We start from the raw sequence: 23,656 nt of genomic DNA, 5'->3' as shown, positions 1-23,656 counted from the left end.
CCGTCACAGCTCCCTGTGGACCTTGGAGTTGGAGGCCTGGGCGCGGGGGCGGACCACCAGTAGGTCGATGTTCACGTGGGCGGGGCGGGTGACCGCCCAGGTGATGGTGTCGGCGACGTCGTCGGCGGTGAGGGGCTCGGCCACGCCCGCGTAGACCTTTGCGGCCTTCTCCTCGTCGCCGCGGAAGCGGGTCGTGGCGAACTCCTCCGTCTTGACCATGCCGGGGGCGATCTCGATCACGCGGACCGGGGTGCCGACGATCTCCAGGCGGAGGGTCTCGGCGAGGACGTGGGCGCCGTGCTTGGCCGCGACGTAGCCTCCGCCGCCCTCGTAGGTGGAGTGGCCCGCGGTGGAGGAGATGATCACAACGGTGCCGTCGCCGTCGGCGGTGAGGGCCGGGAGCAGGGCCTGCGTCGTGTTGAGGGTGCCAATCACGTTGACCTCGAACATCTGGCGCCAGTCGGCGGGGTCGCCGGTGGCGACGGGGTCCGCGCCGAGTGCGCCGCCCGCGTTGTTGACGAGGACGTCGCAGCGGTCGAGGGACGCGGCGAAGTCGTCGACGGCCGGGCGGTCGGTGACGTCGAGGACGTATGCGGTGGCCCGGTGGCCCGCGCCGGTGAGCTCGTCGGCGAGCGCTTCGATGCGGTCCTTGCGGCGGGCGGTGAGGACGACGTGGTAGCCGGCGGCCGCGAGCCGGCGTGCGGTGGCGGCGCCGATGCCGCTGCTGGCTCCGGTGATGACGGCGACGGCGGTCCCAGCGGCGGTCATGTCCTACTCCTCGCGCGTGTGATCGATACGCGGCCCAGGATAGGCGGCCGACCCGGCGGGCGGAGCGGTCGTGGCGGGCGGGCGGGCGGGTGGGTCGTGGCGGGGTGGGCGGTCGTGGCGTCAGCGGCCCCGCGGGGCGTACATGATCAAAGCCATGCCCGCGAGGCAGACCAGCGCGCCGATCACGTCCCACCGGTCCGGACGGTAGCCGTCCGCGACCATGCCCCAGGCGATGGAGCCCGCGACGAAGACTCCGCCGTACGCGGCGAGGATGCGGCCGAACTCGCCCTCCGGCTGGAGCGTGGCCACAAAGCCGTACGCACCGAGAGCGATGACGCCCGCGCCTATCCAGATCCAGCCCCGGTGTTCCCGGAACCCCTGCCAGACGAGCCAGGCGCCGCCGATCTCGAAGAGGGCGGCGAGGAGGAAGAGAGCGGCGGAACGGACGACGAGCATGGCGTCAGCGTGCCACGCGACGAACCCAAGACTCGCCGGAGCTGATGGACAATCAAGGGCAATAGCCTCCAACAGGTATCTTCGGGTTATGTGCCTGAAGCGCAAGGCGCTGTCGGCGGTTTCCGCCGCAGTGGTGATGGTGGTTGGTCTGGGTACGAGCGCGGGCGCCGGTGAGCGGGCAATCGCGCCGGAGGCGGACGTGGCGCACCACGGCCATGTCTCGTTGGCGAGCGGGCGGCTCGGGGTCTCGCTGGTCACCGAGAATCATGGTCCGTCGAGTCTCGCGAACGCGACGGTGCGGCTGTCCTTCTCGGTGCGGCTGCCCGCCGCTCAGGCGCTGCCCGCCGGGTGTCTGTGGGCTGGTGACGAGCTGGTGCTGTGTGCGACGGGCCCGCTGCGGGCCGCCGGCAGAGGACACCGGGTCACGCTCGATCTGCGGACGGTGGGTACGCCGGACGAGGTGATCGTGCGGGTCGGAACGCAGTGGAACGGCGGCGCGACCGACCGGAACCCGGACAACAACGAGCACGAGGTGCTGGTGCCGGCCACTGGCGACCGGTACGTGTTCTGACGTCTGCGTCAGGTGTCGGACGCGGCATGCGTCTGCTCCGTACAATCTCTGCATGACGCAGAAGAATGCGGCCGGGCGCGGCAGGCTGATGGACGAGCTGTCCACCGCCTCGCGCCGCTACATGGCCTCGTACGCGCTGTTCAACCAGGCTCTCGCCGACCATCTGCGGCTCCACCCCACGGATCTGCAGTGCCTCAACCTGCTGGGGCTCGAACCCGGTCCGGTCACCACCGGCAGGGTCGCCGAGCTGACCGGGCTGACCACCGGGTCCGCGACGCGGCTCGTCGACCGGCTGGAGCGGGCGGGGTATGTCACGCGCGAGCGTGACGCCGAGGACCGGCGGCGGGTGCTGGTGACGCTGGTGCCCGAGCGGATGGCGGAGTTCGGTGCGGTGTGGCAGAAGCTGAACGGCTCCTGGTTCGCCATGTTCGACGCGTACAGCGACGAGGAGATCGCCCTCCTCACCGCACATATGCGGCGGACCGTGGAGCTCAGCGCCGCGCAGGTCGAGCGCCTGCGGGAAGGTGAGCTGTAACGACTGTCCTGGGCGGCCGGGGCGAACTACGCGGCTGCGCCGCCGAATTCTCGCAGCGCCTCCGCGACGATGGCCTCCAGCCGGGCGTGGTGCGCGCCCCGCCAGTACACGCGCTCGCACGCCGTGCACTGTGCGAACACGTCGTACGTGCGCTGCGTGCCCTGCTCCAACTGGTCCTGGACCGAGTCCTTGTCGGCGTCCGTCAGCCGGCCGTTGCAGGCCGTGCAGCGGGTCCAGGGCGCAAGCGCGGGCGTGAACCGCTCCAGTACGTCGCGCAGTTGGTCCTCGGGCCGGTCGCTGTACACGTACGCCCCCGCCCAGATCTCCCGGCGCCGAAGCAGCCCGCGGTCCCGGGAGAGCAGCACCCGGCGCTCCTGCGCCGAGAGGGTGGCCAGCGCCGGGTCGCCGATGTCCTCGCTCTCGTACGCCGCATCGACGCCGAGGAGCCGCAGCCGCCGCGCCAGCGTGCCGAGGTGGACGTCGAGCAGGAACCGCAGCGGGGCGCCGGGGACCTGCTGCGGCCGTTCGACGCCGTACACCTCGACGTGTTCGCCCGCGCGGGGGATGTGCGAGGCGGCCACCTGGATGCCGTCGACAAGCAGTCGGCCCGCCTCGGTGAGCGGGACGCCGACCGACTCGACGACGTGGCCGAGCGTCGACGATCCGTCGGTGACCAGGGTCGTACGCCCCTGGCGGCGCTCCGGAGGGACGAAGAGGCGCAGCTCAGGAGCGACGCTGAGGTGGATTTCCGGTCCGTTCACGCTGTCAGCATGTCATCGGGCGGCGTGTGCCAGCCAGGCTGTTTCGGGGGACTCAGGCGCGGAAGGCGTCCGCGTTCTCCTTGGCCCAATCGGCGAAGGTGCGGGCGGGGTGGCCGGTCAGTTCCTCGACGCTGCGGGTGAGGGGAGCGGGCGAGTCGTCCGTCGAGGCCCAGTAGTCGAGCAGCGCGTCCGCGAAGGCGCTCGGCATGTACTGGGCCATGGACTCTTTCCATGCCTCACGGGTCACGGTGTTGAAGGGGACGGGTCGGCCTGAGGCGCGTTCGATGATCGCGATCTGCTGGGTGAAGGTGAGCGTTTCGGGGCCGGTCAGGTGGTACGTCGCGCCCCGCAGCGGCGGCCGGGTGAGGACGGCGAGCGCGGCTTCGGCGATGTCCCGTTCGTGGATGGGATCTCCGTAACTGCCCGGGTAGGGAAGGTCGATCGCGCCCGTGGACTTCAGCGCCCACGGCCACTGGAGCGTGTTGCTCGCGAACGCGCCCGGTTGCAGCACGGTCGTCTCGATCGGCGAGGCCGCCAGCGCCTGCTCGACCGCGAGGTGGGAGGCGGCGATCGGGTTGTCGGCGGCGTCGGGGTCCAGAACGGAGCTGGAGGAGAGCAGCACGATGTGTTCGACGCCCGCCGCCCCCGCCTCGTCGAGGAACGCGTCGATCTGCGACGCCTCGGCGTACAGGAACACGGAGGTCACGGAGGCCAGGGCGGCCGGGAAGGTCGCGGGGTCGTCGAGCGCGCACTTAACGGCGTCGACGTCCGCGGGGAGGCTGAGCTTCTCGGGGCTGCCGGACGCCGCCCGGACCGCGGCTCCCGCCTCGTGGAGGAGCGCGAGGAGGGTGGAGCCGACTTTGCCCCGGCTTCCGGTGATGAGGATGGTCATGTCTGGGGTTCCTTGAGGGAGTTGGGGGCAGCCTGAACACAAAGGAGCAATAGCCGATGTCACACAGAAGCTGCGTCGCGCAGATAAATATCCGCGAAAAGGGCTTGCTCGTCAAGCGGGTCCAACCCTGGCGCGGTTACGCCACAACGCGGTCACGCGCAGGGGGCGGGGAGCTACGGCGTCGGCTCCTCCTGGTCCCACCGCTCCTCCAGGTCAAACCGCCAGTCGTTCGACCGCAGCAGGTTCCCCGGTGGGTATTCGAAGTCGCACTCGCCCACCAGCGAGAAGCCCGCCTTCCTGCACACCGCGTTCGACGGCCCGTTGGCGAGGGACGGGAACGCGTGCAGATATCGGTGCTTGTGCTCCGCCCTCGCCTCCTCGACCACCGCCACCGTGCCCGCCGTGGCTATGCCCCGTCCCTGGAAGGCCGGCAGGACGCTCCAGCCCGTCTCGTACACCTGCTGCCCGCCCCACGTCTGCTCCCAGAAGCCGATCGTGCCCGCCGCCTCCCCGCCCGCCGACAGGACGATGCGGTACATCCGGCCCCTCCCCGTCCGGTCTCCGCTGAGATCGACATACCGCCCGTGCCGCTTGATCAGCTGTTCTTCCGTCTCAGGGCCTCCCAGGTGATCCATCAGCTCCGGCGCGTTAGCAGCGCGGAGCAGGTCGAAGTCGTCCTCGGACCATGGCTCGATCCGTACCGCCGGTGCTTTGATCTCCATGTCACGCACTGTAGGACGAGGGTCTGACAACCGGGGGTCGGACGATGAGCTTCATCGGCCTATGGGCGGTCGGCGCCGTCCCCGATGCCGAAGTCGCGGCCCTGCCGGGGCGGTTCGCGCACCTCGAGGGGGAGTGGACCACGCCCCCCAACTACGCCGCGGACCTGACTTGGTGGCTCAGCGGTGGCGACCGCGAGCCGTACTTCACACCCGAACCCACGCCCGCTGCCCGCCGTTTCGCCGCCTTCGCGCGCAGCGGCGGCCCCAGCGCACCGGCCGTCGCCGCCATGAAGGAGGCCGGAATGGATCTGCTCCGCGACGCAGAAGGGGCTGGGGATACGGAGGGCAGCGCCGCCTTTGCCGCCGCCGTGTGCAAGGGGGATCCGGCCGTCGCCCTCTGTTACGGCCTCGGGGCGGAGGCCGCGGCCCGGCTCCCCGGCTGGTTCGGCGACTTCCTGCTGACCGCCGCCGAGGTACGGGCCGTCCTCCCGCACGCCGAGTCCGTCCTCGCCGTCGCCGGGCCCCGCCGCACCGAGATCCTGGCCCGTATCGACGCCTGGATGTCGGCCATGAGCGACGACCCCGGCTTCGACGCGCACACGCTGCTCGACGGGCCGCTGCGGGTGCTGCGGTACGCGGCCGCCAATGGCAGGGGCGCGGTCGGCGTCACCGACTCCTACTGACAGTCATCAACTGCTACGGACAGCTACTGACCGCTTCTGGCAGCAGCTACATGGGTGCCGGGCGGGCGTATGCGGTCGGCGGCACGCCCACCGTCGCCGTGAAGTCCCGTACGAGATGGGCCTGATCGCTGTACCCGAGCTCGGCGGCCAGCGCCGCCCAGTCCAGCGCACCCGCCCCCGTCCCCGCCCCGGCCTCCACCCCCGCGCCCGGGTCCTGCGAGGCCTCACCCGACTCGGCGCGCTCCAGCGCCTCGTGGATGCGGTAGCGCAGGATGACCCACTTCGGTCCGACCCCGACGTACGCCGCGAAGAGCCGCTGCAGCGAACGCACCGAGTCCCCCTCCACCGTCGCCAACTCGGCGACCCGCCGGATCGTACGGTCCGTACGCACCAGGTCGACCAGCTCCATCGCGCGCACCGCCTGCGGATCCGCCACCGGTTCGAGCCCCAGCAGAAAGGCGTCCAGCGCGGCGACCCGCGTGTCCTCCCGCTCCGGTCCGAGGATTCCGCGCACAGTCTCCGGGTCCGCGCCCGCCAGGACGTCCGCGACCGGCACCCGCTGTCCCGTCCAGTCGGACACCGGCCGCTTGGGCGCGAACGGCCGGAAGCCGCCGGGCCGGAACTGCACCCCGCACACCCGCCCCCGCCCCTCCAGCTTCTGCGTGAACAGCCCAAGGCCGATGCCCGCGACCTCGCCCCACGGCGCCTCGTCGCCGTAGCGCTGGAAGACCACGTTCACTGACGGATGCGGCACCACATGGGAGGCATACGGCTCCGAAAGGTCCCAGTCGATGAGCCAGTAGTGCTCGAGATACGGACGCAGCGCCGGGGGCAGGCTCGCGGCGGCGGAATCGCACCCGCGCGAAGTGTTCGCGGGCTTCGACGATGCCCCTGGTGTCGCGTCGCGGACCTGCCATGCGGGGGATCCTATGTCGCGTTTGTTCAATACGCAGGGCGCAGGCCGCCCCTACCGTCGAGCCATGACGAATGCCATCAGTGACCTGCTCGAATCGGCGGCGCAGCGTGCCGTTCCGGTGGTGCTTGGCATCACCGACGAGCGGCTGGCCGACCCCACGCCGTGCAGCGAGTACGACGTACGCGCCCTGACGGATCACCTCATCCAGGTGGTGATCAACTTCCAGGCGCTGGCGGCGAAGAGGAACGCCGACTTCGCCGCCGTACCGCATTACATCGACGACGACGCCGGCGACTGGCGGGCCCGGTTCGCCGACGAGACCGCCAGGCTCGTCGCGGCGTGGGCGGCCCCCGGCGCCGAGGAGGGCACCTCGGGGACCATGGGTTTTCCGGCCAGGACCGTCGGCCACATGGTGCTGGGCGATCTGACCGTGCACGCCTGGGACCTGACCCGCGCGACCGGGCAGGAGTTCACGCCGGACCCGGCCGTGGTCGGTGAAATCGGGCCCGCGCTCGCGGAGATGGCGCCGATGGGCCGCAAGGGGGGCGTGTTCGGCGAGCCGTTCCCGCTGCCCGACGAGGAGGGAGTCTCGGACTTCGACCGGGTGCTGGCCCTGACCGGCCGGGACCCGTATTGGCAGCCGCCCGCGTAGCGCGCCCGTACCAAGCGGGACGGCGAGCGCGTGGACGCCGCCCCGCTGAGGCTCAGGGCCAGACCAGGCAGTACGGCTGGTGCCCCGCCTCGTGCAGTCGTACCGAGAAGTCCTGCCATTCGTGCAGCAGCTGGTAGACGTTGAACGCGTCCCGCGGCCCGCCCCGGTCCGGGACCGTCGACCAGATGAACGCCGCCGCGCCCACCGACTCCTCGCCAATGCCGCGCAGTGGGTCGACCACCGTCATCGGAAGTTTGACCACCGCATAGTCGGGGTGGAGCACCACCAGCTCCAGCGGCGGCACCTTGTTCAGCGGCATGCCCTGGATGCCGGTCAGCACCATCGCGGCTATGGTCTCCGGCTTGATCTTGGCGAACATCCCGCCCATGCCGAGCTCGTCGCCGCCCAGTTCCTCCGGGCGCATCGAGATCGGCACCCGTGCGGCCGTAGCTCCGTCAGGCGCGCCGAAATATTTGTAGGTCACCCCCACTCGGCCGCTCCTGCTTCCCATGGGCTCGTCCGCGCCCGCGTCGCCTCGCCGGTGCTTTCCACGCCGGGCAGGCTCAGGACCCAGGTCGTCGGTCCCCTCGCCCAGTCCGCCACCGCGATGCATATCTCCACCCGACCACTCGCAGCCCCCGCCGCGCAACCCGATCATCGTGACAGTGACCTCCCCCACGAACGTGCTGTGAAACACCACTCGCCAAGAACGTCAGGGCCTCTGACACCATGGATTCCGTGAGCTTTCCCTATGTCGCCCCAGTTTCGCAGACGCGAGAGGGGTGACGCCCTTTCGTAATACGAGGAGACCGCGCTCCCTGCTCACCGGTGGCCGAGATCCTCCGTCCCGGCCCCCCGCACATCCGAATCGCAGATCAGGACCAAAGTGGCGTATTCATACGAAGCCCCAGTTTCGCAGACGCTGTTCGACCGTGCGTCCCTTGTGACGCCCGGCGGCGTGAACTCTCCCGTCCGTGCCTTCCGAGCCGTGGGCGGTACGCCCCGGTTCATGGTGTCCGGTACCGGCCCGTACCTCACCGACGCGGACGGCCGCGAATATGTCGACCTCGTCTGCTCGTGGGGGCCGATGATCCTCGGCCACTCGCACCCGGCCGTCATCGAGGCGGTGCAGGCGGCGGTCGCCCGCGGCACGTCCTTCGGCACGCCCGGCGAGGGCGAGGTCGCACTCGCCGAGGAAATCGTGGCCCGGATCGAGCCCGTCGAGCAGGTACGGCTGGTTTCCAGCGGTACGGAAGCGACGATGTCCGCGATCCGGCTCGCCCGCGGCTTCACCGGCCGGGCCAAGGTCGTGAAGTTCGCCGGCTGCTACCACGGTCATGTCGACGCTCTGCTCGCCGCGGCCGGTTCGGGAGTGGCGACTTTCGGGCTGCCGGACACCCCGGGGGTCACGGGCGCGCAGGCCGGGGACACGATCGTCCTGCCGTACAACGATCTGGAAGCGGTGCACGAAGCCTTCCACGCGCACCCGGGCGAGATCGCCTGTGTGATCACCGAGGCGTCGCCGGGCAACATGGGCGTCGTGCCGCCGCGGCCGGGCTTCAACGAGGGGCTCAGGTCGGCCTGCGAGAAGAACGGTGCGCTTTACATCTCCGACGAGGTCATGACCGGCTTCCGTACATCGAAGGCCGGCTGGTACGGCGTCGACGGCGTCGCGCCCGACCTGATGACCTTCGGCAAGGTGATGGGCGGCGGCTTCCCCGCCGCGGCCTTCGGTGGCCGCGCGGACGTCATGGCGCACCTCGCACCCAGCGGGCCCGTCTACCAGGCGGGCACCCTCTCCGGTAACCCGGTTGCCACCGCGGCCGGGCTCGCGCAGCTGCGGCTGCTCGACGACGCCGCGTACGAGAAGGTCAACGCGGTCTCGGCCGAGATCCAGGCTCTGGTGACGGACGCGCTCGGCAAGGAGGGCGTGGCCCACCGGCTGCAGACGGCGAGCAACATGTTCTCGGTCTTCTTCACCGGCGCCGACGTCAGGAACTACGAGGACGCCAAGCGGCAGCAGTCCTTCCGCTTCACCGCCTTCTTCCACGCGATGCTCTCCCGGGGTGTCTATCTCCCGCCGTCCGCCTTCGAGTCCTGGTTCGTCTCCACGGCCCACGACGAGCGGGCGATCGAGCGGATCGCCGCCGCGCTGCCGGCCGCCGCGCGGGCCGCCGCCGAGGCGACGGAGGCATCGGCATGAGCGAGAACACCCTGAACAGCGAGAGCGGCGCCAACGGCGAGGGCAGCCGGGACAACGAGATCACCGTCGTCCACCTGGTGCGGCACGGCGAGGTCGAGAACCCCGACGGCGTTCTCTACGGCCGCCGGGCCGGCTACCACCTCTCCGAACTCGGCCGCCAGATGGCCGACCGGGTCGCCGAGCATCTCGCGGACCGCGACATCACCCATGTCGTCGCCTCCCCGCTGGAGCGCGCCCAGGAGACCGCGGCCCCCGTCGCCAAGAGCCACAGCCTCACCCTCGACACCGACGAGCGGCTGATCGAGGCGGCCAATGTCTTCGAGGGCAAGACCTTCGGGGTGGGCGACGGCGCGCTGCGCAAGCCGGCCAACTGGAAGCACCTGACCAATCCGTTCCGCCCGTCCTGGGGGGAGCCGTACGTCGATCAGGTCGTACGGATGATGGGCGCGCTGGGCGCCGCGCGCGACGCCGCCCGCGGGCACGAGGCCGTCTGCGTCAGCCACCAGCTGCCGATCTGGATCGTGCGGAGTTTCGTCGAGCGGCGCCGGCTGTGGCACGACCCGCGCCGCCGGCAGTGCACGCTCGCGTCGCTGACCACGTTCACGTATCAGGGCGACCGGATTGTCTCCGTCGGCTACTCCGAGCCCGCGCGAGATCTTGTTCCGGCGCATCTTCTCGCGGGTGCAAAACCCGTGAAGGGCAAGGCCAAAGCATTCGGCGCGTAGTTGGCTGCGTAGTTGGCCGTGTAATTGGCCGGGCAGTTCCTCCTGAATCCTTTCGAAAATAGGCGCCAGTCCACGGAACCCCCGTCTTCCGTACGGCATCTAAACCGGTAGCGGTTTGGATCGGCTCTCCGACCAGGAGAGCGCGGATGGGGGCGATATGCGCGACATCAGCCGAAGGGGCTTGCTCGGGGCGGGACTTGGGGCCGCAGCCGCGATCGGAATCGCGGGCTGCGGCCTGGCCGAACAGGACAGAGTCGGACAGGCCGGACATGACGGGAGTGCCGGCGAGGGTAGCGGCGGCAACCCCTCCCCCTCCAAGAGCGAGGGCCGGCCCATAGGCGACGGCTCCACGTCCGACACCGGAAAGCAGCCCAACCAGCCGGACAGGCCCGTGCCCCTCGAACCGGGTCAGACGCCGCCGCAATTCGTGATCTTTTCCTGGGACGGCGCGGGCGAGGTAGGCAATGGTCTCTTCCCGCGCTTCCTCGAACTCGCCAAGAACCACGACGCGGCGATGACCTTCTTTCTCTCCGGGATCTATCTGCTCCCCGAGTCCAAGAAGACGCTCTACCGCCCGCCGAACAATGGCATCGGCGCGTCCGACATCGGTTATCTCACGGACGGTCACATCAAGGAGACGCTGAAGTACGTACGCCAGGCATGGCTCGACGGCCATGAGATAGGCACGCACTTCAACGGACATTTCTGCGCGGGATCCGGATCGGTCGGCAACTGGACACCCGCGGACTGGCGGAACGAGATAGACCAGGCTGTGTCCTTCGTCACGCAGTGGCGTACGAACAGCGGCTGGCAGGACATCGATCCGCTGCCCTTCGACTACCGCAAGGAACTCGTCGGCGGCCGCACCCCCTGCCTGCTCGGCCAGGACAAGCTGCTGCCCACCGCCAAGAAGCTCGGCTGGCGCTACGACGCGAGCTCGCCCGGCGGCCTCCAGAAGTGGCCGGAGAAGCGTGAGGGCCTGTGGGATCTGCCGCTGCAGCAGGTGCCGTTCCCCGGGCGTTCCTTCGAAGTCCTCTCGATGGACTACAACATGCTCGCCAATCAGTCGCAGAATTCGACCCAGGGCGTGCCCGAGCGTTATCCCAGGTGGAAGAAGCAGGCCACCGAGGCGTACCTCGCCGGATTCAATCGCGCCTACGAGTCCAATCGCGCGCCCTTCTACATAGGCAACCACTTCGAGCGGTGGAACGGCGGCATCTACATGGACGCCGTCGAGGAAGCCCTCAAGGGCATGGCCGGCAAGAAGGACGTACGGCTCGTCTCCTTCCGGCAGTTCTGCGACTGGCTCGACGTCCAGGATCCGCAGATGCTCGCCAAGCTCCGTACGCTCGAGGTCGGCCAGTCCCCGGCGGGCGGCTGGAACACTTTCCTCAAGGCAGCCTGACAACGGGTTCCTCAGGCGCCTGTATCGGGTTCCTTAAGGCGGCCTGACATCGGGCCTTACGGGCACCCAGGGGGGCGCGGAAAGATCCCCGTATCGTCCATGCGAAACTTTTCACATGAGCCTTAGCCGTGCCCCCCGCGCTGCCCTGCTGACCGGCCTGGTCGCCGTCGGCGCGCTCACCCTGTCGGCCTGCGGCGGCGGGGGCGGCGCGAAGTCCGGCGGTGGCGGTGACACCAACTTCGTCACCGACACCGGCGGTATCTCCACCGCCGCGAAGGGGAAGCGCACGGCCCCCAACAGGCTCTCCGGCGAGACCCTCGAAGGCAAGCCGCTCGACGTCGCCGACTTCAAGGGCAAGGTCGTCGTGATGAACGTCTGGGGCTCGTGGTGCCCGCCCTGCCGCGCCGAGGCCCCGCATTTCGCCAAGGTCGCCCAGGAGACCAAGGCCAAGGGCGTGGAGTTCGTCGGGATCAATACCCGCGACGCCAACAAGGGCCCGGCGATCGCCTTCGAGACGGACTACAAGATCAGCTATCCGAGTCTGTACGACCCGATGGGCAAGCTGATCGTCAATGGCTTCCCCAAGGGCAGCCTCAATCCGCAGTCCATTCCCTCCACGATCGTGCTCGACCGCGAGGGGAAGATCGCGGCCCGCTCGCTGAAGGCGCTCGACGACGAAGAACTCCACAAGATCATCGATCCGTTGATCGCGGAGAAGTGATCCTGTGGACGTTGGTGAATACCGGTGAACGAGACGGTCTTCGGCGGGGCGCTGATCCTCGCACTGCCCATCGCCGTACTGGGCGGCCTGGTTTCCTTCTTCTCGCCCTGTGTGCTGCCGCTCGTACCCGGCTATCTCTCGTACGTCACCGGAGTCAGCGGCACTGACCTGGCCGAGGCCAAGCGCGGCCGGATGGTCGCGGGAGCCTCCCTCTTCGTACTCGGCTTCACCGCCGTCTTCGTCTCCGGCGGCGCGCTCTTCGGCTACTTCGGCTCGACCCTGCAGGGGCAGAAGGAGATCCTCACCAAGGTCCTCGGGGCTCTGATGATCCTGCTGGGCGTGTTCTTCATGGGGCTGATGCCCTGGCTCACCCAGCGTGAATTCCGCCTCCACAAGCGTCCGGTGACCGGGCTTGTGGGCGCGCCGCTGCTCGGCGCGCTGTTCGGCGTCGGCTGGACGCCGTGCATCGGACCGACGCTCGCGTCCGTGAACGCCCTCGCCGCCGAGCAGGCGAGCGCGGGCCGGGGGGCCATACTGACCGTCGCGTACTGCATCGGTCTCGGACTGCCCTTCGTGCTCGCGGCGGTGGCCTTCCGCAAGGCGCTCGGCGCGTTCGGCTGGGTCAAGCGCCACTACGCCTGGGTGATGCGGATCGGCGGCATCATGATGATCGCGACCGGTCTGCTGCTGCTGACCGGGGTCTGGGACAGCCTCGTGCAGGAGATGCAGGTCTGGTCCAACGGCTTCACGGTGGGGATCTAGTTCGATGAGCAGGACAGAGGCAGAGGCTCACAAGGCAGAGGCCGAGAAGCAGGACACAGGGCAGGGCACAGCGCAGGACCTCGGCGCGGCCGGTGCGCAGCTCTCCACCGCCCCCAGGGAAGAGCTCATCGGCGGGCCATCCCTCTCGGTCATCGGCTGGGCCCGCTGGTTCTGGCGGCAGCTGACCTCCATGCGGGTCGCCCTGATCCTGCTGTTCCTGCTCTCGCTCGGCGCGATCCCCGGCTCGCTCATCCCGCAGAACAGCGTGGACGAGCTCAAAGTGCAGACGTTCAAGGAAAACAACGAGTTCTGGACGCCGGTCTTCGAGAAGCTGCAGTTCTTCGACGTCTACAGCTCGGTCTGGTTCTCGGCGATCTACATACTGCTGTTCGTCTCACTCATCGGCTGCATCGTGCCGCGCTCCTGGCAGTTCGTCGGCCAGTTGCGCGGCCGCCCGCCGGGCGCCCCCGGCCGCCTGACCCGGCTGCCCGCGTACACCACCTGGCGCACCGACACCGGTCCCGAGCAGGTGCGCGAGGCGGCGCTCGCGATGCTGAAGAAGCGCCGCTTCCGCGCCCACACCGTCGGCGACGCGGTCGCCGCCGAGAAGGGCTATCTGCGTGAGGCCGGCAACCTCCTCTTCCACATCGCCCTGATCGTGATGCTGGTGGCCTTCGCCGCGGGCCAGCTCTTCAAGTCCGAGGGCGGCAAGCTGATCGTCGAGGGCGACGGCTTCTCCAACACCCTCACGCAGTACGACGACTTCAAGTCCGGATCGCTGTTCAGCACGGACGAACTCGCGCCGTTCAGCTTCCGGCTGGACGCCTTCACGGGGACGTACCAAAAGGGCGGCCCGCAGCGCGGCACCCCGCGTACCTTCGAGGCCGACGTCACCTACTCCAAGGGCGGCGGCCCGGACAAGAAGTCCGTCATCCAGGTGAACAAGCCCCTGGTCATCGACGGCACCAAGATCTATCTGCTCTCGCACGGATACGCGCCCGTCGTCACCGTCCGGGACGGCAAGGGAAACGTCGTCTTCAACGGCGCGGTGCCGCTGCTGCCGATCGACAACAACATCACCTCGACCGGCGCGATCAAGGTGATGGACGGCTACCGCGACAGAAACGGCAAGAAGGACCAGCTCGGTTTCCAGGCCTTCTTCGTGCCGACGTTCGGCGGCGCCGGCAAGGGCGACATGTTCTCGCAGTTCCCGGGCCTCGAGTTCCCGGTGCTCGCACTCACCGGGTACCACGGCAGCCTGGGCGTAGACGCGGGCCTGCCGCAGAACGTGTACCAGCTCGACACCGGCAAGCTGACCCAGTTCAAGGACGCGCACGGCCAGATCCTCAAGGCACGGCTGCTTCCCGGCGAGAAGATGACACTGCCGGACGGCGCGGGCTCCATCACCTTCGAGAAGGAAGTGAAGGAGTGGGCCAGCTTCCAGGTCTCGCAGCAGCCCGGCAACGGATGGGCTCTGACCGGTGCGATCGCCGCCATCGCGGGCCTCGTAGGCTCGCTGTTCATTCAGCGCCGCCGGGTCTGGGTCCGGGCCGTGGCGGGTGCGGACGGCGTCACCGTCGTCGAAATGGCGGGGCTCGGCCGCAGCGAGTCCGCGAAGCTGCCCGAAGAGCTGGCCGACCTGGCCGTAACCCTCAACTCCGAGGCGCCGACGGCGCCCGATCCCTCAGACGTACCTGCCGAAGGGGCTGAGAAGTGACTCTCGCCGCCGCAACCAACGAAAATCTGGCTCAGTTCAGCAATTCGCTGATCTACGCCTCGATGGCCGTCTACACGCTGGCGTTCTTCGCGCATATCGCGGAATGGGTCTTCGGCAGCCGCAGCAAGGTCGGCCGCACGGCCGCCGCGCTGACCGGCGCCGGGACGGCCGCCGCGGCTCCCGCGGTAAAGGTCCAGGTGAAGCAGCAGGGCGGGGGCACCGCCGTACTGGACAAGCCGAAGATCGTCACTCGCTCCGCGGTCGGCAGCCGGGACGTCCCGGACGGGCCCGGCGCGGCGGGCGGCACGGTGAAGGGCGATCTGTACGGGCGGATCGCGGTCTCGCTGACCGTACTGGCCTTCCTCATCGAGGCGACCGGGGTCGTCACCCGCGCGGTGGCGGTACAGCGTGCCCCCTGGGGCAACATGTACGAGTTCTCCACCACCTTCTCCACGGTGGCGGTCGGCGCGTACATCGGCTTCCTGCTCGCGAAGAAGCCCGTCCGCTGGATCGGTCTGCCGCTGGTCACCACGGTCCTGCTCGACCTGGGCGTCGCCGTCACCTGGCTGTACACAAAGAGCGACCAGCTGGTCCCGGCCCTGCACTCGTACTGGCTGTGGATCCATGTCTCCACCGCGATCTTCTGCGGCGCGGTCTTCTACCTCGGTGCGGTCGGCACGCTGCTCTACCTGTTCCGTGACTCGTACGAGAACAAGCTCGCCCGCGGCGGCAACCCGGGCGCCTTCGCCCGCTCCGTGCTGGAGCGGCTGCCCGCAGCGGCGAGCCTGGACAAGTTCTCGTACCGCATCAACGCCGCGGTCTTCCCGCTGTGGACCTTCACGATCATCGCCGGTGCGATCTGGGCCGGTGACGCCTGGGGCCGTTACTGGGGCTGGGACGCCAAGGAGGTCTGGTCCTTCATCACGTGGGTCGCCTACGCCGCGTATCTGCACGCCCGCGCGACGGCGGGCTGGAAGGGCCGCAAGGCCGCGTACATCGGTCTTGTCGCCTTCGCCTGCTTCCTCTTCAACTACTACGGCGTGAACATCTTTGTGAACAGCCTGCACTCGTACGCGGGCGTCTGAGCTAGCGCGTGGGCCGCCCCGGAGCGACGCTGGTGCCATGACCGTAGTCATCCGACATGGCACCAGCGAGACCCGGGACGGCGGCATTCACCTGCTGCACTTCGAGCTGCGGCTGCCGCACCCGGTGATCCGGGTATGGGCCGCCGTCGCCACGCCCGAGGGCCTGCCGACCTGGCTCGCCGCCGCCGACGTCCTCGAACCGCGCATCGGCGGTGCGGTCACCCTGCGCTGGCTCAACACCGATCCGCAGGGCCGCCACACCATCGCCCAGGGCACGGTCACCGCCTGGGACATGGAGCGGGTCGCCGAGTACACGGTCAGCGTCCACGGCCGGATCCGCTTCCACCTGGAGCCGTTCGGCTCGCGCGGGAGCGCGGACGGCACGGTGGTCCGCTTCACCAATGAGTTCCGCGGTACGGACGAGCTGCGTCTCGACTACCTGGCGGGCTGGCACCACCACTTCGAGCTGCTGGCGGACGCGCTGGACGGGCACCCGATGACGGCCGAGGACTGGGCGCAGTGGACGCCGGCGCGCCGGCAGGAGCTGCGGGACCAGTACGTCAGCCGGCCGTGATCGCGTCGAGCTGGGCGCGCAGATACGTGTGCGAATCGATGCCCCGGACGGCCGTGCCCGGATCGCACTCGTAGAAGTACACCAGCGAGATCAGCTCCTCGGCCGGTGCGTCCGCCGGCGGCGGCAGCACCCGGTGGCGGCCCGAGCGCCAGCGGTCGCCCGTCCAGCGGGCCATCAGATCGCCGATGTTGATGGTGAAGGCCTCCGGGTCGTACGGCGCGTCCTCCCAGCCGGCGCCTCCGTCCGCGGGGTCCGTGAAGACCTGGAGCCCGCCCTTGCCCGCCTGACGGTCGAGGACGGTGACGGTGCCGAAGTCGGTGTGCGGGCCGATGCGGAACTGGCCCGGCTGCGGTTCGCCCACCCGGTCCCGGCCCGGGTACCAGTTGACGTTGAAGCCCCAGGTCGGGTGCGTGGTGTGCCGGGTGAAGAAGTCCTCGGGCTCGCCCAGCGCGACGCCGAGAAGCTCAAGCAGCTGGTCGGAGAGGGTGCGCATACCGGCGAGGTAGGACTCCACCAGGTCCCTCAGGTGCGGCACCTCGGCGGGCCAGGTGTTGGGCAGGAACCACTCGGCGTCGACCGCCGGGTCGCCGGTCGGGTCCTCCGCGGCGAAGGACAGCGACTCCTTCAGGTCCGGGGGAGTCTCGGTCCCTTCCGCATACGCATTGGCCTCCGCGCCAGGACCCAGCCAGCCACGCCCGCCGACCTTCACGGCGTACGGCTCCTTGTCCCGGTCCGGAAGCCGGAAGAAGTCCCGCGCCGCCTCCCGGATCCCGCCGCGCAGCCCCGGATCGACTCCGTGTCCCGTGACCAGCAGGAAGCCGGCGGTCCGCAGGGCCTGGTCGACACGCTCCGCGGTCCGGGCGCGGGCCGCCGGATCCCCGGAGCGCCATGTGCGCAGGTCAATGGTGGGAATCCTGGCGTCAGTCACCGATGTCCTCACTCCACAGTTCGGGGTTGGCCCGGATGAAGTCGCGCATCAGGCCCTTGCACTCGACGTCGTCCAACAGCACGATCTCCACGCCGTGTTCGGCCAGCCAGTCGTGCCCTCCGCAGAAGGTCTCCGCCTCGCCGACCACCACCCGGGAGATCCCGAACTGCCGGACCAGACCACTGCAGTACCAGCAGGGCGAGAGGGTCGTCACCATCGTCGTACCCCGGTACGAGCGCTGTCTCCCGGCGGCGCGGAAGGCCGCGGTCTCCGCATGCATCGACGGATCGCCGTCCTGCACCCGCCGATTGCGCCCGCGCCCCAGCAGGGCCCCGTCCGCCCCGTACAGCGCGGCCCCGATCGGAATCCCGCCTTCGGCCAGCCCGGCCCTGGCCTCCTCGACGGCTGTCGTCAGCCACTTCGCGTACTCCATGGCGCTCACCATCCGAACGTACGTCATCGGCCGGGCCGATCGGGCCATCGGCAGGACGCCCCACTGGCTCGTGGACCGGCCGCTGCCCCGCTCGTAGCGTCAATGCCATGACAAGCGACAAGTCCCTCGAGAACAAGGGCACCCTCGAACTGACCGCGGCCATGGTGCTCTCCGGCACCCTCGGCATCTTCGTCGTCGAGTCCGGCGCGTCGGCCTTCAACGTCGTGTTCTTCCGCAGTCTCTTCGGCGCGCTGGCGCTGGGCGCCTACGCGCTGGCCCGCGGCTACTTCACGAACCACGGTTTCACCCCGAAGAAGCTCGCCCTTGCCGCGCTCGGCGGCGTGTTCATCGTCTTCAACTGGGTGTTTCTCTTCGAGGCGTACGAGGCCACCTCGATCTCGCTGGCGACCGTCGTCTACCACACCCAGCCGTTCTACGTGGTGCTGCTCGGCGCGCTGCTCTTCCGCGAGCGGCTGACCGCCGCCAAGCTCGGCTGGCTCGTGGTGGCCTTCGCCGGTCTTGTCCTCGTCTCCGGGGTGAGCCCCGCCGATCCCGGCTCCCTGTCCGGCCTCGGCCTCGCGCTCCTCGCCGCGCTCTTCTACGCGATCTCGACCGTGATCACCAAGCGGGTGAGCGGCGTACGGCCCCACCTCGTCGCCCTCGTCCAGGTTCTGGTGGGCATCCCGCTGCTGCTGCCCTTCGCCGACTTCGCCGCCGCGAGCGGACTGGGGAGTGGCTGGGCGTGGCTGGTGGGGCTCGGCCTGATCCACACCGGCCTGATGTACGTCCTGATGTACGCCGCGTACCAGAAGCTGCCCACCGCGAAGATCGCCGTGCTCGCCTTCACCTACCCGGCCGTCGCGATGGTCGCCGACTGGGCGGTGTACGGGCACCACATCGGCCTCGTCCAGGCGCTCGGCGTCCCGCTGATCGTGCTCGCGAGCCTGAAGGTCAACCTCGCCAAGGCGCCCCGTACGGTGGCTGGTTCGCCGACTCCTGCTCCCGTACCAGCCGCATCGTCTCGTCGATGAACAGCCGCACATGGCGCGGCAGCCGCTTCCCCTCCCGCCACGCCACCTGTGTGTACAGCTGGAACGGCGGCTCCCAGGGCAGTGCGACGAGCGTCCCCGACGCCAGCTCCTGACGTACCGCCATACGCGGCAGGAGCGCCACGCCCAGCCCGCCGGCCACGCCCCGCTTGGTCGCCTCGATCGTGCCGAACTCCATGAAGGGCGGGGGAGCGCCATTGCGCTCGCGCAGCTCGTCCTCGAACAGATCGCGGTACGGGCAGCCAGGCTCCGTACCCACCAGCTGCACCTGTGCCAGATCGACGGTCGCGAGCTTCGCCGCCCCGGCGAGCGCGTGCGTGGGCGCACAGACCAGCACCAGCGGCTCGGCGGTGAGCACCTCGCTCTGCAGGCCCGCGTGCACGGTGTCGGGCTCCATCAGGAAGCCGATGTCGTACACGCCCTGGCGCAGCGCCTGCCGGGTCTCGTCGCCGAGAGTGGGGCGCAGCGACAGCTTCACCTGCGGATAGCGGTGGTGGAACAGCTCCAGCAGCGCGGGCAGCCGGTAGGAGGTGAGCGATTCCATGGTGCCGATGTTGATCGTCCCGGCGGGCTGGTCGGCGCCGGTGACGGCGGCCCGGGCCTCGTCGGACAGCTCGATGATCCGGCGTGCGTACGGCAGCAGCCGCTCGCCCGCCTCGGTGAGCCGGATCCGGCTGCCGAGCCGGTCGAAGAGCTCCGCGCCGAGCGAGGTCTCCAGAGATCGGATCTGGCTCGTGACGCTGGACTGGGCGTACTTCAGCTCGGCGGCCGCCTGCGTGAAGCTGAGGACGGTGGCGACCTTCTCGAAGGTGACCAGCAGACGCAGCTCCATCAGGGCTGGTCTTCCCCGTCCTGCTTCTTCTTGTCGTTGTTCTCGTTGTGCTTCTCGTTCTGCTTCTCGTCCTTGAGGGACCGCAGGAAGTCGGGGTTGTCGTCGGGCGCGACCCAGCCGCGCGAGCCGGCCGAACTCCGCGAGCCGGGCACCGCATGGCGCTGCTTGCCCGCTACCAGCCAGACGACGGGGCCGACGATCGTGAAGATGAGGATGATCAGCACCCAGACGACCTTGGGCAGGTGCTTGACCTCTTCCTCGGGCGTGTTGAGGCAGTCGATGAAGGCGTAGATCGTCAGCGCCAGCATCAGAAGGAACGGCAGGTACCTGAGCATCGTGGAGCGGGTCCCCCCAAGTACGGCGGCAGGGGCTGGGTGCGGCCCCGGTGACAGGTCCAGGGTAGTCGGTGGCCGATACTGGGGGACATGGCTTATGACGATCTTCGCTCCCTGCTCCGGGCGCTGGAGCGCGAGGGAGACCTCAAGCGCATCAAGGCCGAGGTCGACCCGTATCTGGAGGTCGGGGAGATCGTCGACCGCGTGAACAAGGCGGGCGGCCCGGCCCTGCTGTTCGAGAACGTGCGCGGGTCGGCGATGCCGCTCGCGATGAACGTCTTCGGCACGGACCGCCGGCTCCTCAAGGCGCTCGGCCTCAAGTCCTATTCGGAGATCAGCGACAAGATCGGCGGGCTGCTCAAGCCCGAGCTGCCGCACGGCTTCGTCGGCGTGCGTGAGGCGTTCGGGAAGCTCGGCACGATGGTCCACGTACCGCCGAAGAAGGTGAAGGACGCGCCGGTGCAGGAGGTCGTCCTGCGCGGCGACGACGTCGACCTAGACCAGCTGCCGGCGCTGTTCACCTGGCCCGAGGACGGCGGGTCCTTCTTCAACTTGGGCCTGACACACACCAAGCACCCGGAGACGGGGGTGCGCAACCTCGGTCTGTACCGCCTCCAGCGCCACGACCGCCGCACCATCGGCATGCACTGGCAGATCCACAAGGACAGCCGCAACCACTACCAGGTGGCCGCCAAGCGCGGCGAGCGGCTGCCGGTCGCGATCGCCTTCGGCTGCCCGCCCGCGGTGACGTACGCGTCGACCGCACCGCTGCCCGGCGACATCGACGAGTACCTCTTCGCGGGCTTCGTGCAGGGCAAACGGATCGAGATGGTCGACTGCAAGACGGTCCCGCTGCAGGTGCCCGCGCAGGCCGAGGTCGTGATCGAGGGCTGGCTGGAGCCGGGGAAGATGCTGCCGGAGGGCCCGTTCGGCGACCACACCGGCTTCTACACCCCGCAGGAGCCCTTCCCGGCGCTGACCATCGACTGTCTGACGATGCGCAAGCGCCCGCTGCTCCAGTCGATCGTGGTGGGCCGCCCGCCGACGGAGGACGGGCCGCTGGGACGCGCGACGGAGCGTTTCTTCCTGCCCCTGCTCAAGATCATCGTGCCGGACATCGTGGACTACCACCTGCCCGAGTCCGGCGGCTTCCACAACTGCGCGATCGTCTCGATCGACAAGAAGTACCCGAAGCACGCGCAGAAGGTCATGCACGCGATCTGGGGCGCGCACATGATGTCGCTGACGAAGCTGATCGTGGTGGTGGACGCGGACTGCGACGTCCACGATCTGCACGAGGTCTCGTGGCGCGCGCTCGGCAACACGGACTACGCCCGCGACCTCACGGTGGTGGAGGGCCCGGTCGACCACCTTGACCACGCCTCGTACCAGCAGTTCTGGGGCGGCAAGGCGGGCATCGACGCGACGAAGAAGCTCCCCGAGGAGGGGTACGTCCGGGACGGCGGCTGGCCGAACATGGTCGAGTCCGACCCACAGACGGCGGCGAAGGTCGACCGCCGTTGGAAGGAGTACGGCCTGTGAGCGCGTCCGCCGCAGCGGTACCGGGTCCGGGCAGGACCAAGGCCTTCCTCCGGCTGGTGATGATCGAGCACTCGGTCTTCGCGCTGCCCTTCGCGTACATCGCCTCCCTCACCGCGATGTTCCAGCTCGACAGGAACATCCACTGGGGGCGGCTGCTCCTGGTGACGATCGCCATGGTCGGGCTGCGTACGTTCGCGATGGCCTGCAACCGGATCATCGACCGCGAGATCGACGCCCGTAATCCCCGTACCGCCGGGCGTGAGCTCGTCACCGGCGCGGTGTCGGTGAAGTCCGCCTGGACCGGCGCGCTGATCGCGGTGGTTGTCTTCCTGGGCGCCGCGGCCGCGCTGAACCCGCTGTGTCTCGCGCTCGCTCCCATCGCGGTGATCCCGATGGTGGTCTATCCGTACGGCAAGCGGTTCACGAACTTCCCGCACGCCATCCTCGGCCTCGCCCAGGCCATGGGCCCGGTCGGCGCGTGGATCGCGATCACCGGGCAGTGGTCCTGGGACGCGGTGATCCTCGGCCTCGCGGTCGGCATCTGGATCGGCGGCTTCGACCTGATCTTCGCCTGTCAGGACGTCGATGCCGACCGTGCCCACGGTGTGCTGTCGGTGCCTGCCCGTTTCGGCGTCCCGGCGGCGCTGTACGGTGCGCGGGCCTCGCATCTTGTGGCGGCGGTTCTGCTGGCCTGGTACGCGCTGGCGACGGACGCGGGTGTGTTCTTCTGGACGGGCCTGGTGATCGTCGCGGCGGCGTTCCTCTACGAGCACACGATCGTGAAGCCGAACGACCTGTCCCGCCTCAACCGCGCGTTCTTCACCGTCAACGGGTTCATCGGGATTGCCCTGTTCGGGTGTGCGCTGCTGGATCTCCTGGTTCGTGGCCTGACCGTTTAGCCACGGCGCGACATACCGTCGCCGGCCGACCCGAACGCCTGACGTATCGCTCCACAGGCCGCCGGATAGGCTCACCGGTGTGGAGCCAGGAGAAGTGAAGAGCCGCCGCCCCTGGATCGTCGGGGTCTCCGGCGCGTCCGGGACGCCGTACGCCGCCGCCGTGCTGCGTGGGCTGCTTGCCGCGGGCGAGAGCGTGGACCTGGTGGTCAGCCGTGCCTCGCGGCTGACGCTGCTCGACGAGACGGGGATCGCCTTCCGCGACGCGCACTGGCGCGAGGATCTGCGGGAGTGGCTGGCGCGAGGGGCCGACGGAAAGCCGGGTACCTTCCGGGTGGACATCGACGATGTCCGGCACTGGGCCGCCGGGGACCTGGCCGCTGGGCCTTCGTCAGGTTCGTATCCGGTCAAGGGGATGCTGGTCGTCCCGGCGTCCACGGCCTGTGTGGCCGGGGTCGCGCTCGGACTCTCGAAGGATCTGCTGCAGCGCGCCGCGAGCGTCACGCTCAAGGAACGGCGGAAGCTTGTGGTCGCGATCCGGGAGACGCCCTTGAACGGGCAGACCCTCAAGCATCTGGTGACGCTGGACGAGGCGGGCGCCGTGGTGCTGCCCGCCTCTCCGGCGTTCTATGCGGGAGCGACGCACATCCAGGATCTGGTGGACTTCGTCGCGGGGCGGGTGCTGGACGCGGCAGGCGTGCCGCATCAGCTGTACCGCCGTTGGGAGGGAGAGCTCGGTGGCTCTCGTACGGATTAGCCGGGTCAGCGCTTCTTGGCGCGGCGTGCGGTACGGGTCTTGTCGACGCGGTGCGCGGCAGCCGGCTGGTGGGCACGCGAGCGGTTGGCCAGCTCCTGCAGCTCTCGCATGTGGGCGTAGGCCATCTCGATCGTGTACACGGTGAGTGTCATCTCCTGAAAGATCGTCTTTGATCGTTTGAAAGATTCGCAGGGTGTTTGCCCTGCATGCCTTAGATTCTATACGTAGACTTGCGAGATTGCTAAACAATGGAAGGGTCCAGGCATATGGACACGGTGGACAGGCAGCTCATCCAGGCCCTCAGAGAGAACGGCAGGGCCTCGTACGCCGAGCTCGGCCGGCTCGTCGGGCTCTCCGGGCCCTCCGTCACCGATCGCATCAACCGCCTCGAGGCGGCAGGCGTCATCACCGGCTACCGCGCCACCGTCGACGCTGCCTCGCTCGGCCTCGGCGTCACCGCCCTGATCGGCATCTCGCTCTCCGACGCCGCAGACCACGAAGACGTGGCGCGCCGGCTGAAGGACCTCGCCGAGATCGAGGACTGCTGGTTCATCGCGGGCGACGACTCGTACATGCTCAAGGTGCGGGCGAGCGACGTGGACGGTCTGGAGAAGACGATCCGCCGGCTGTCCGGGACCAGGGGTGTGTCCCGTACGCGTACGACCATCGTGCTCTCCACCAAGTGGGAGAACCGGGTCGGGGATCTGCCCGAGGAGCGCTAGGGATACGGTGGGCG

28 protein-coding genes and 1 pseudogene are annotated in these 23,656 nt (G+C 69.2%); 17 read left to right on the top strand and 12 right to left on the bottom strand.

All coding sequences use genetic code 11. The features are described from left to right. Positions 1–3 precede the first annotated feature (3 nt). Together ACZ3H8_RS10555 and ACZ3H8_RS10550 are read right to left on the bottom strand one after the other, a co-directional pair. Positions 4–768: an SDR family NAD(P)-dependent oxidoreductase gene (locus ACZ3H8_RS10555; RefSeq protein WP_467399823.1), complete on the bottom strand. Its 765-nt coding sequence runs from the start codon at positions 766–768 to the stop codon at positions 4–6. A gap of 120 nt (positions 769–888) precedes the next feature. Continuing rightward, positions 889–1,224 carry a YnfA family protein gene (locus ACZ3H8_RS10550; protein ID WP_467399821.1) on the bottom strand — a complete coding sequence of 112 codons (336 nt, stop codon included), beginning with the start codon at positions 1,222–1,224 and terminating at the stop codon, positions 889–891. 88 nt (positions 1,225–1,312) lie between these two features. Between ACZ3H8_RS10550 and ACZ3H8_RS10545 the strand changes: the two genes are divergently transcribed. Together ACZ3H8_RS10545 and ACZ3H8_RS10540 are read left to right on the top strand one after the other, a co-directional pair. Next, positions 1,313–1,795, top strand: a complete 483-nt coding sequence (locus tag ACZ3H8_RS10545) for a hypothetical protein (protein WP_467399819.1) — start codon at positions 1,313–1,315, stop codon at positions 1,793–1,795. A gap of 52 nt (positions 1,796–1,847) precedes the next feature. Next, positions 1,848–2,330: a MarR family winged helix-turn-helix transcriptional regulator gene (locus ACZ3H8_RS10540; RefSeq protein ID WP_356227176.1), complete on the top strand. Its 483-nt coding sequence runs from the start codon at positions 1,848–1,850 to the stop codon at positions 2,328–2,330. Between the two features lie 26 nt (positions 2,331–2,356). Here ACZ3H8_RS10540 and ACZ3H8_RS10535 read toward each other — a convergent pair whose 3' ends face one another. The 3 genes from ACZ3H8_RS10535 to ACZ3H8_RS10525 all read right to left on the bottom strand — a co-directional run bounded on the left by ACZ3H8_RS10535 (position 2,357) and on the right by ACZ3H8_RS10525 (position 4,705). Continuing rightward, positions 2,357–3,091, bottom strand: a complete 735-nt coding sequence (locus ACZ3H8_RS10535; RefSeq protein WP_398992279.1) for a Mut7-C RNAse domain-containing protein — start codon at positions 3,089–3,091, stop codon at positions 2,357–2,359. Between the two features lie 52 nt (positions 3,092–3,143). Next, positions 3,144–3,983, bottom strand: a complete 840-nt coding sequence (locus tag ACZ3H8_RS10530) for an NmrA family NAD(P)-binding protein (RefSeq protein ID WP_467399815.1) — start codon at positions 3,981–3,983, stop codon at positions 3,144–3,146. A gap of 173 nt (positions 3,984–4,156) precedes the next feature. Then, a complete protein-coding gene (locus ACZ3H8_RS10525; protein WP_467399812.1) occupies positions 4,157–4,705 on the bottom strand; it encodes a GNAT family N-acetyltransferase in 549 nt (182 codons plus the stop codon). A 44-nt stretch (positions 4,706–4,749) separates the two neighbouring features. On the opposite strand from ACZ3H8_RS10525, the gene ACZ3H8_RS10520 reads away from it, so the two are divergent. Then, positions 4,750–5,388, top strand: a complete 639-nt coding sequence (locus tag ACZ3H8_RS10520) for a hypothetical protein (RefSeq protein WP_467399810.1) — start codon at positions 4,750–4,752, stop codon at positions 5,386–5,388. Positions 5,389–5,434: 46 nt separating this feature from the next. Here the strand turns inward: ACZ3H8_RS10520 and ACZ3H8_RS10515 are convergent. Beyond that, a pseudogene (locus tag ACZ3H8_RS10515) lies at positions 5,435–6,305 on the bottom strand (DUF6597 domain-containing transcriptional factor). Between the two features lie 63 nt (positions 6,306–6,368). Between ACZ3H8_RS10515 and ACZ3H8_RS10510 the strand changes: the two are divergent. Beyond that, on the top strand, positions 6,369–6,956 hold the full coding sequence (locus ACZ3H8_RS10510) for a TIGR03086 family metal-binding protein (protein ID WP_467399807.1): 588 nt from the start codon (positions 6,369–6,371) through the stop codon (positions 6,954–6,956). A 52-nt stretch (positions 6,957–7,008) separates the two neighbouring features. Here the strand turns inward: ACZ3H8_RS10510 and ACZ3H8_RS10505 are convergent, their stop codons facing one another. Further along, positions 7,009–7,569 carry a hypothetical protein gene (locus ACZ3H8_RS10505; RefSeq protein ID WP_362678782.1) on the bottom strand — a complete coding sequence of 187 codons (561 nt, stop codon included), beginning with the start codon at positions 7,567–7,569 and terminating at the stop codon, positions 7,009–7,011. 273 nt (positions 7,570–7,842) lie between these two features. On the opposite strand from ACZ3H8_RS10505, the gene hemL reads away from it, so the two are divergent. The 8 genes from hemL to ACZ3H8_RS10465 all read left to right on the top strand — a co-directional run bounded on the left by hemL (position 7,843) and on the right by ACZ3H8_RS10465 (position 16,148). Beyond that, on the top strand, positions 7,843–9,159 hold the full coding sequence (hemL, locus tag ACZ3H8_RS10500) for a glutamate-1-semialdehyde 2,1-aminomutase (protein WP_398992291.1): 1,317 nt from the start codon (positions 7,843–7,845) through the stop codon (positions 9,157–9,159). Beyond that, a complete protein-coding gene (locus ACZ3H8_RS10495) occupies positions 9,156–9,884 on the top strand; it encodes a histidine phosphatase family protein (RefSeq protein ID WP_467399805.1) in 729 nt (242 codons plus the stop codon). The genes hemL and ACZ3H8_RS10495 overlap by 4 nt, the downstream gene beginning before the upstream one ends. Before the next feature lie 157 nt (positions 9,885–10,041). After that, positions 10,042–11,289: a polysaccharide deacetylase family protein gene (locus tag ACZ3H8_RS10490; protein WP_467399802.1), complete on the top strand. Its 1,248-nt coding sequence runs from the start codon at positions 10,042–10,044 to the stop codon at positions 11,287–11,289. Positions 11,290–11,404: 115 nt separating this feature from the next. Further along, positions 11,405–12,010: a TlpA family protein disulfide reductase gene (locus tag ACZ3H8_RS10485; RefSeq protein ID WP_467399800.1), complete on the top strand. Its 606-nt coding sequence runs from the start codon at positions 11,405–11,407 to the stop codon at positions 12,008–12,010. Positions 12,011–12,034: 24 nt separating this feature from the next. Beyond that, complete coding sequence (locus tag ACZ3H8_RS10480) at positions 12,035–12,772, top strand: cytochrome c biogenesis CcdA family protein (protein WP_467399798.1); 738 nt, start codon at positions 12,035–12,037, stop codon at positions 12,770–12,772. A 4-nt stretch (positions 12,773–12,776) separates the two neighbouring features. After that, the gene (resB, locus tag ACZ3H8_RS10475) at positions 12,777–14,489 is read left to right on the top strand and encodes a cytochrome c biogenesis protein ResB (protein ID WP_467399795.1); all 1,713 of its coding nucleotides are present in this window, start codon (positions 12,777–12,779) and stop codon (positions 14,487–14,489) included. Continuing rightward, on the top strand, positions 14,486–15,574 hold the full coding sequence (gene ccsB / locus ACZ3H8_RS10470; RefSeq protein WP_467399792.1) for a c-type cytochrome biogenesis protein CcsB: 1,089 nt from the start codon (positions 14,486–14,488) through the stop codon (positions 15,572–15,574). Before resB ends, ccsB begins: the two co-directional genes overlap by 4 nt. A gap of 37 nt (positions 15,575–15,611) precedes the next feature. Further along, entirely contained in the window at positions 15,612–16,148 is a 537-nt protein-coding gene (locus tag ACZ3H8_RS10465; RefSeq protein ID WP_467399790.1) for an SRPBCC domain-containing protein, read from the top strand. Here ACZ3H8_RS10465 and ACZ3H8_RS10460 read toward each other — a convergent pair. After that, positions 16,135–17,076, bottom strand: coding sequence for an isopenicillin N synthase family dioxygenase (locus tag ACZ3H8_RS10460; protein WP_467399787.1), 942 nt, complete (start codon positions 17,074–17,076; stop codon positions 16,135–16,137). The two genes, ACZ3H8_RS10465 and ACZ3H8_RS10460, sit on opposite strands and share 14 nt — an antisense overlap. After that, positions 17,069–17,509, bottom strand: a complete 441-nt coding sequence (locus ACZ3H8_RS10455) for a nucleoside deaminase (RefSeq protein ID WP_467399785.1) — start codon at positions 17,507–17,509, stop codon at positions 17,069–17,071. The genes ACZ3H8_RS10460 and ACZ3H8_RS10455 overlap by 8 nt, the downstream gene beginning before the upstream one ends. A 107-nt stretch (positions 17,510–17,616) precedes the next feature. Here ACZ3H8_RS10455 and ACZ3H8_RS10450 point away from each other — a divergent pair, with 107 nt between their 5' ends. Continuing rightward, on the top strand, positions 17,617–18,540 hold the full coding sequence (locus tag ACZ3H8_RS10450) for a DMT family transporter (RefSeq protein WP_467399782.1): 924 nt from the start codon (positions 17,617–17,619) through the stop codon (positions 18,538–18,540). Here the strand turns inward: ACZ3H8_RS10450 and ACZ3H8_RS10445 are convergent. Together ACZ3H8_RS10445 and ACZ3H8_RS10440 are read right to left on the bottom strand one after the other, a co-directional pair. Further along, positions 18,461–19,390 carry a LysR family transcriptional regulator gene (locus tag ACZ3H8_RS10445; RefSeq protein WP_467399780.1) on the bottom strand — a complete coding sequence of 310 codons (930 nt, stop codon included), beginning with the start codon at positions 19,388–19,390 and terminating at the stop codon, positions 18,461–18,463. The two genes, ACZ3H8_RS10450 and ACZ3H8_RS10445, sit on opposite strands and share 80 nt — an antisense overlap. Then, a complete protein-coding gene (locus ACZ3H8_RS10440) occupies positions 19,390–19,725 on the bottom strand; it encodes a PLD nuclease N-terminal domain-containing protein (RefSeq protein ID WP_467399777.1) in 336 nt (111 codons plus the stop codon). The genes ACZ3H8_RS10445 and ACZ3H8_RS10440 overlap by 1 nt, the downstream gene beginning before the upstream one ends. A gap of 90 nt (positions 19,726–19,815) precedes the next feature. Between ACZ3H8_RS10440 and ACZ3H8_RS10435 the strand changes: the two genes are divergently transcribed. The 3 genes from ACZ3H8_RS10435 to ACZ3H8_RS10425 all read left to right on the top strand — a co-directional run bounded on the left by ACZ3H8_RS10435 (position 19,816) and on the right by ACZ3H8_RS10425 (position 22,920). Then, positions 19,816–21,267: a menaquinone biosynthesis decarboxylase gene (locus ACZ3H8_RS10435; RefSeq protein ID WP_467399775.1), complete on the top strand. Its 1,452-nt coding sequence runs from the start codon at positions 19,816–19,818 to the stop codon at positions 21,265–21,267. Beyond that, on the top strand, positions 21,264–22,166 hold the full coding sequence (gene mqnP, locus ACZ3H8_RS10430) for a menaquinone biosynthesis prenyltransferase MqnP (RefSeq protein ID WP_467399772.1): 903 nt from the start codon (positions 21,264–21,266) through the stop codon (positions 22,164–22,166). The genes ACZ3H8_RS10435 and mqnP overlap by 4 nt, the downstream gene beginning before the upstream one ends. Positions 22,167–22,245: 79 nt before the next feature. Beyond that, positions 22,246–22,920, top strand: coding sequence for a UbiX family flavin prenyltransferase (locus ACZ3H8_RS10425; RefSeq protein WP_467399770.1), 675 nt, complete (start codon positions 22,246–22,248; stop codon positions 22,918–22,920). A 5-nt stretch (positions 22,921–22,925) separates the two neighbouring features. Here the strand turns inward: ACZ3H8_RS10425 and ACZ3H8_RS10420 are convergent, their stop codons facing one another. Beyond that, a complete protein-coding gene (locus ACZ3H8_RS10420; protein WP_356224052.1) occupies positions 22,926–23,072 on the bottom strand; it encodes a hypothetical protein in 147 nt (48 codons plus the stop codon). A 114-nt stretch (positions 23,073–23,186) separates the two neighbouring features. Here ACZ3H8_RS10420 and ACZ3H8_RS10415 point away from each other — a divergent pair, with 114 nt between their 5' ends. Further along, positions 23,187–23,642 (top strand): Lrp/AsnC family transcriptional regulator, encoded by a 456-nt coding sequence (locus tag ACZ3H8_RS10415; protein WP_356224055.1) that lies wholly within the window; start codon positions 23,187–23,189, stop codon positions 23,640–23,642. Positions 23,643–23,656: the final 14 nt, after the last annotated feature.

It is taken from the genome of Streptomyces sp. NPDC002868, from assembly GCF_055563295.1.
The sequence above is the reverse complement of the archived record's forward strand: the minus strand, read 5'-3'. Positions and strand labels throughout refer to the sequence as shown.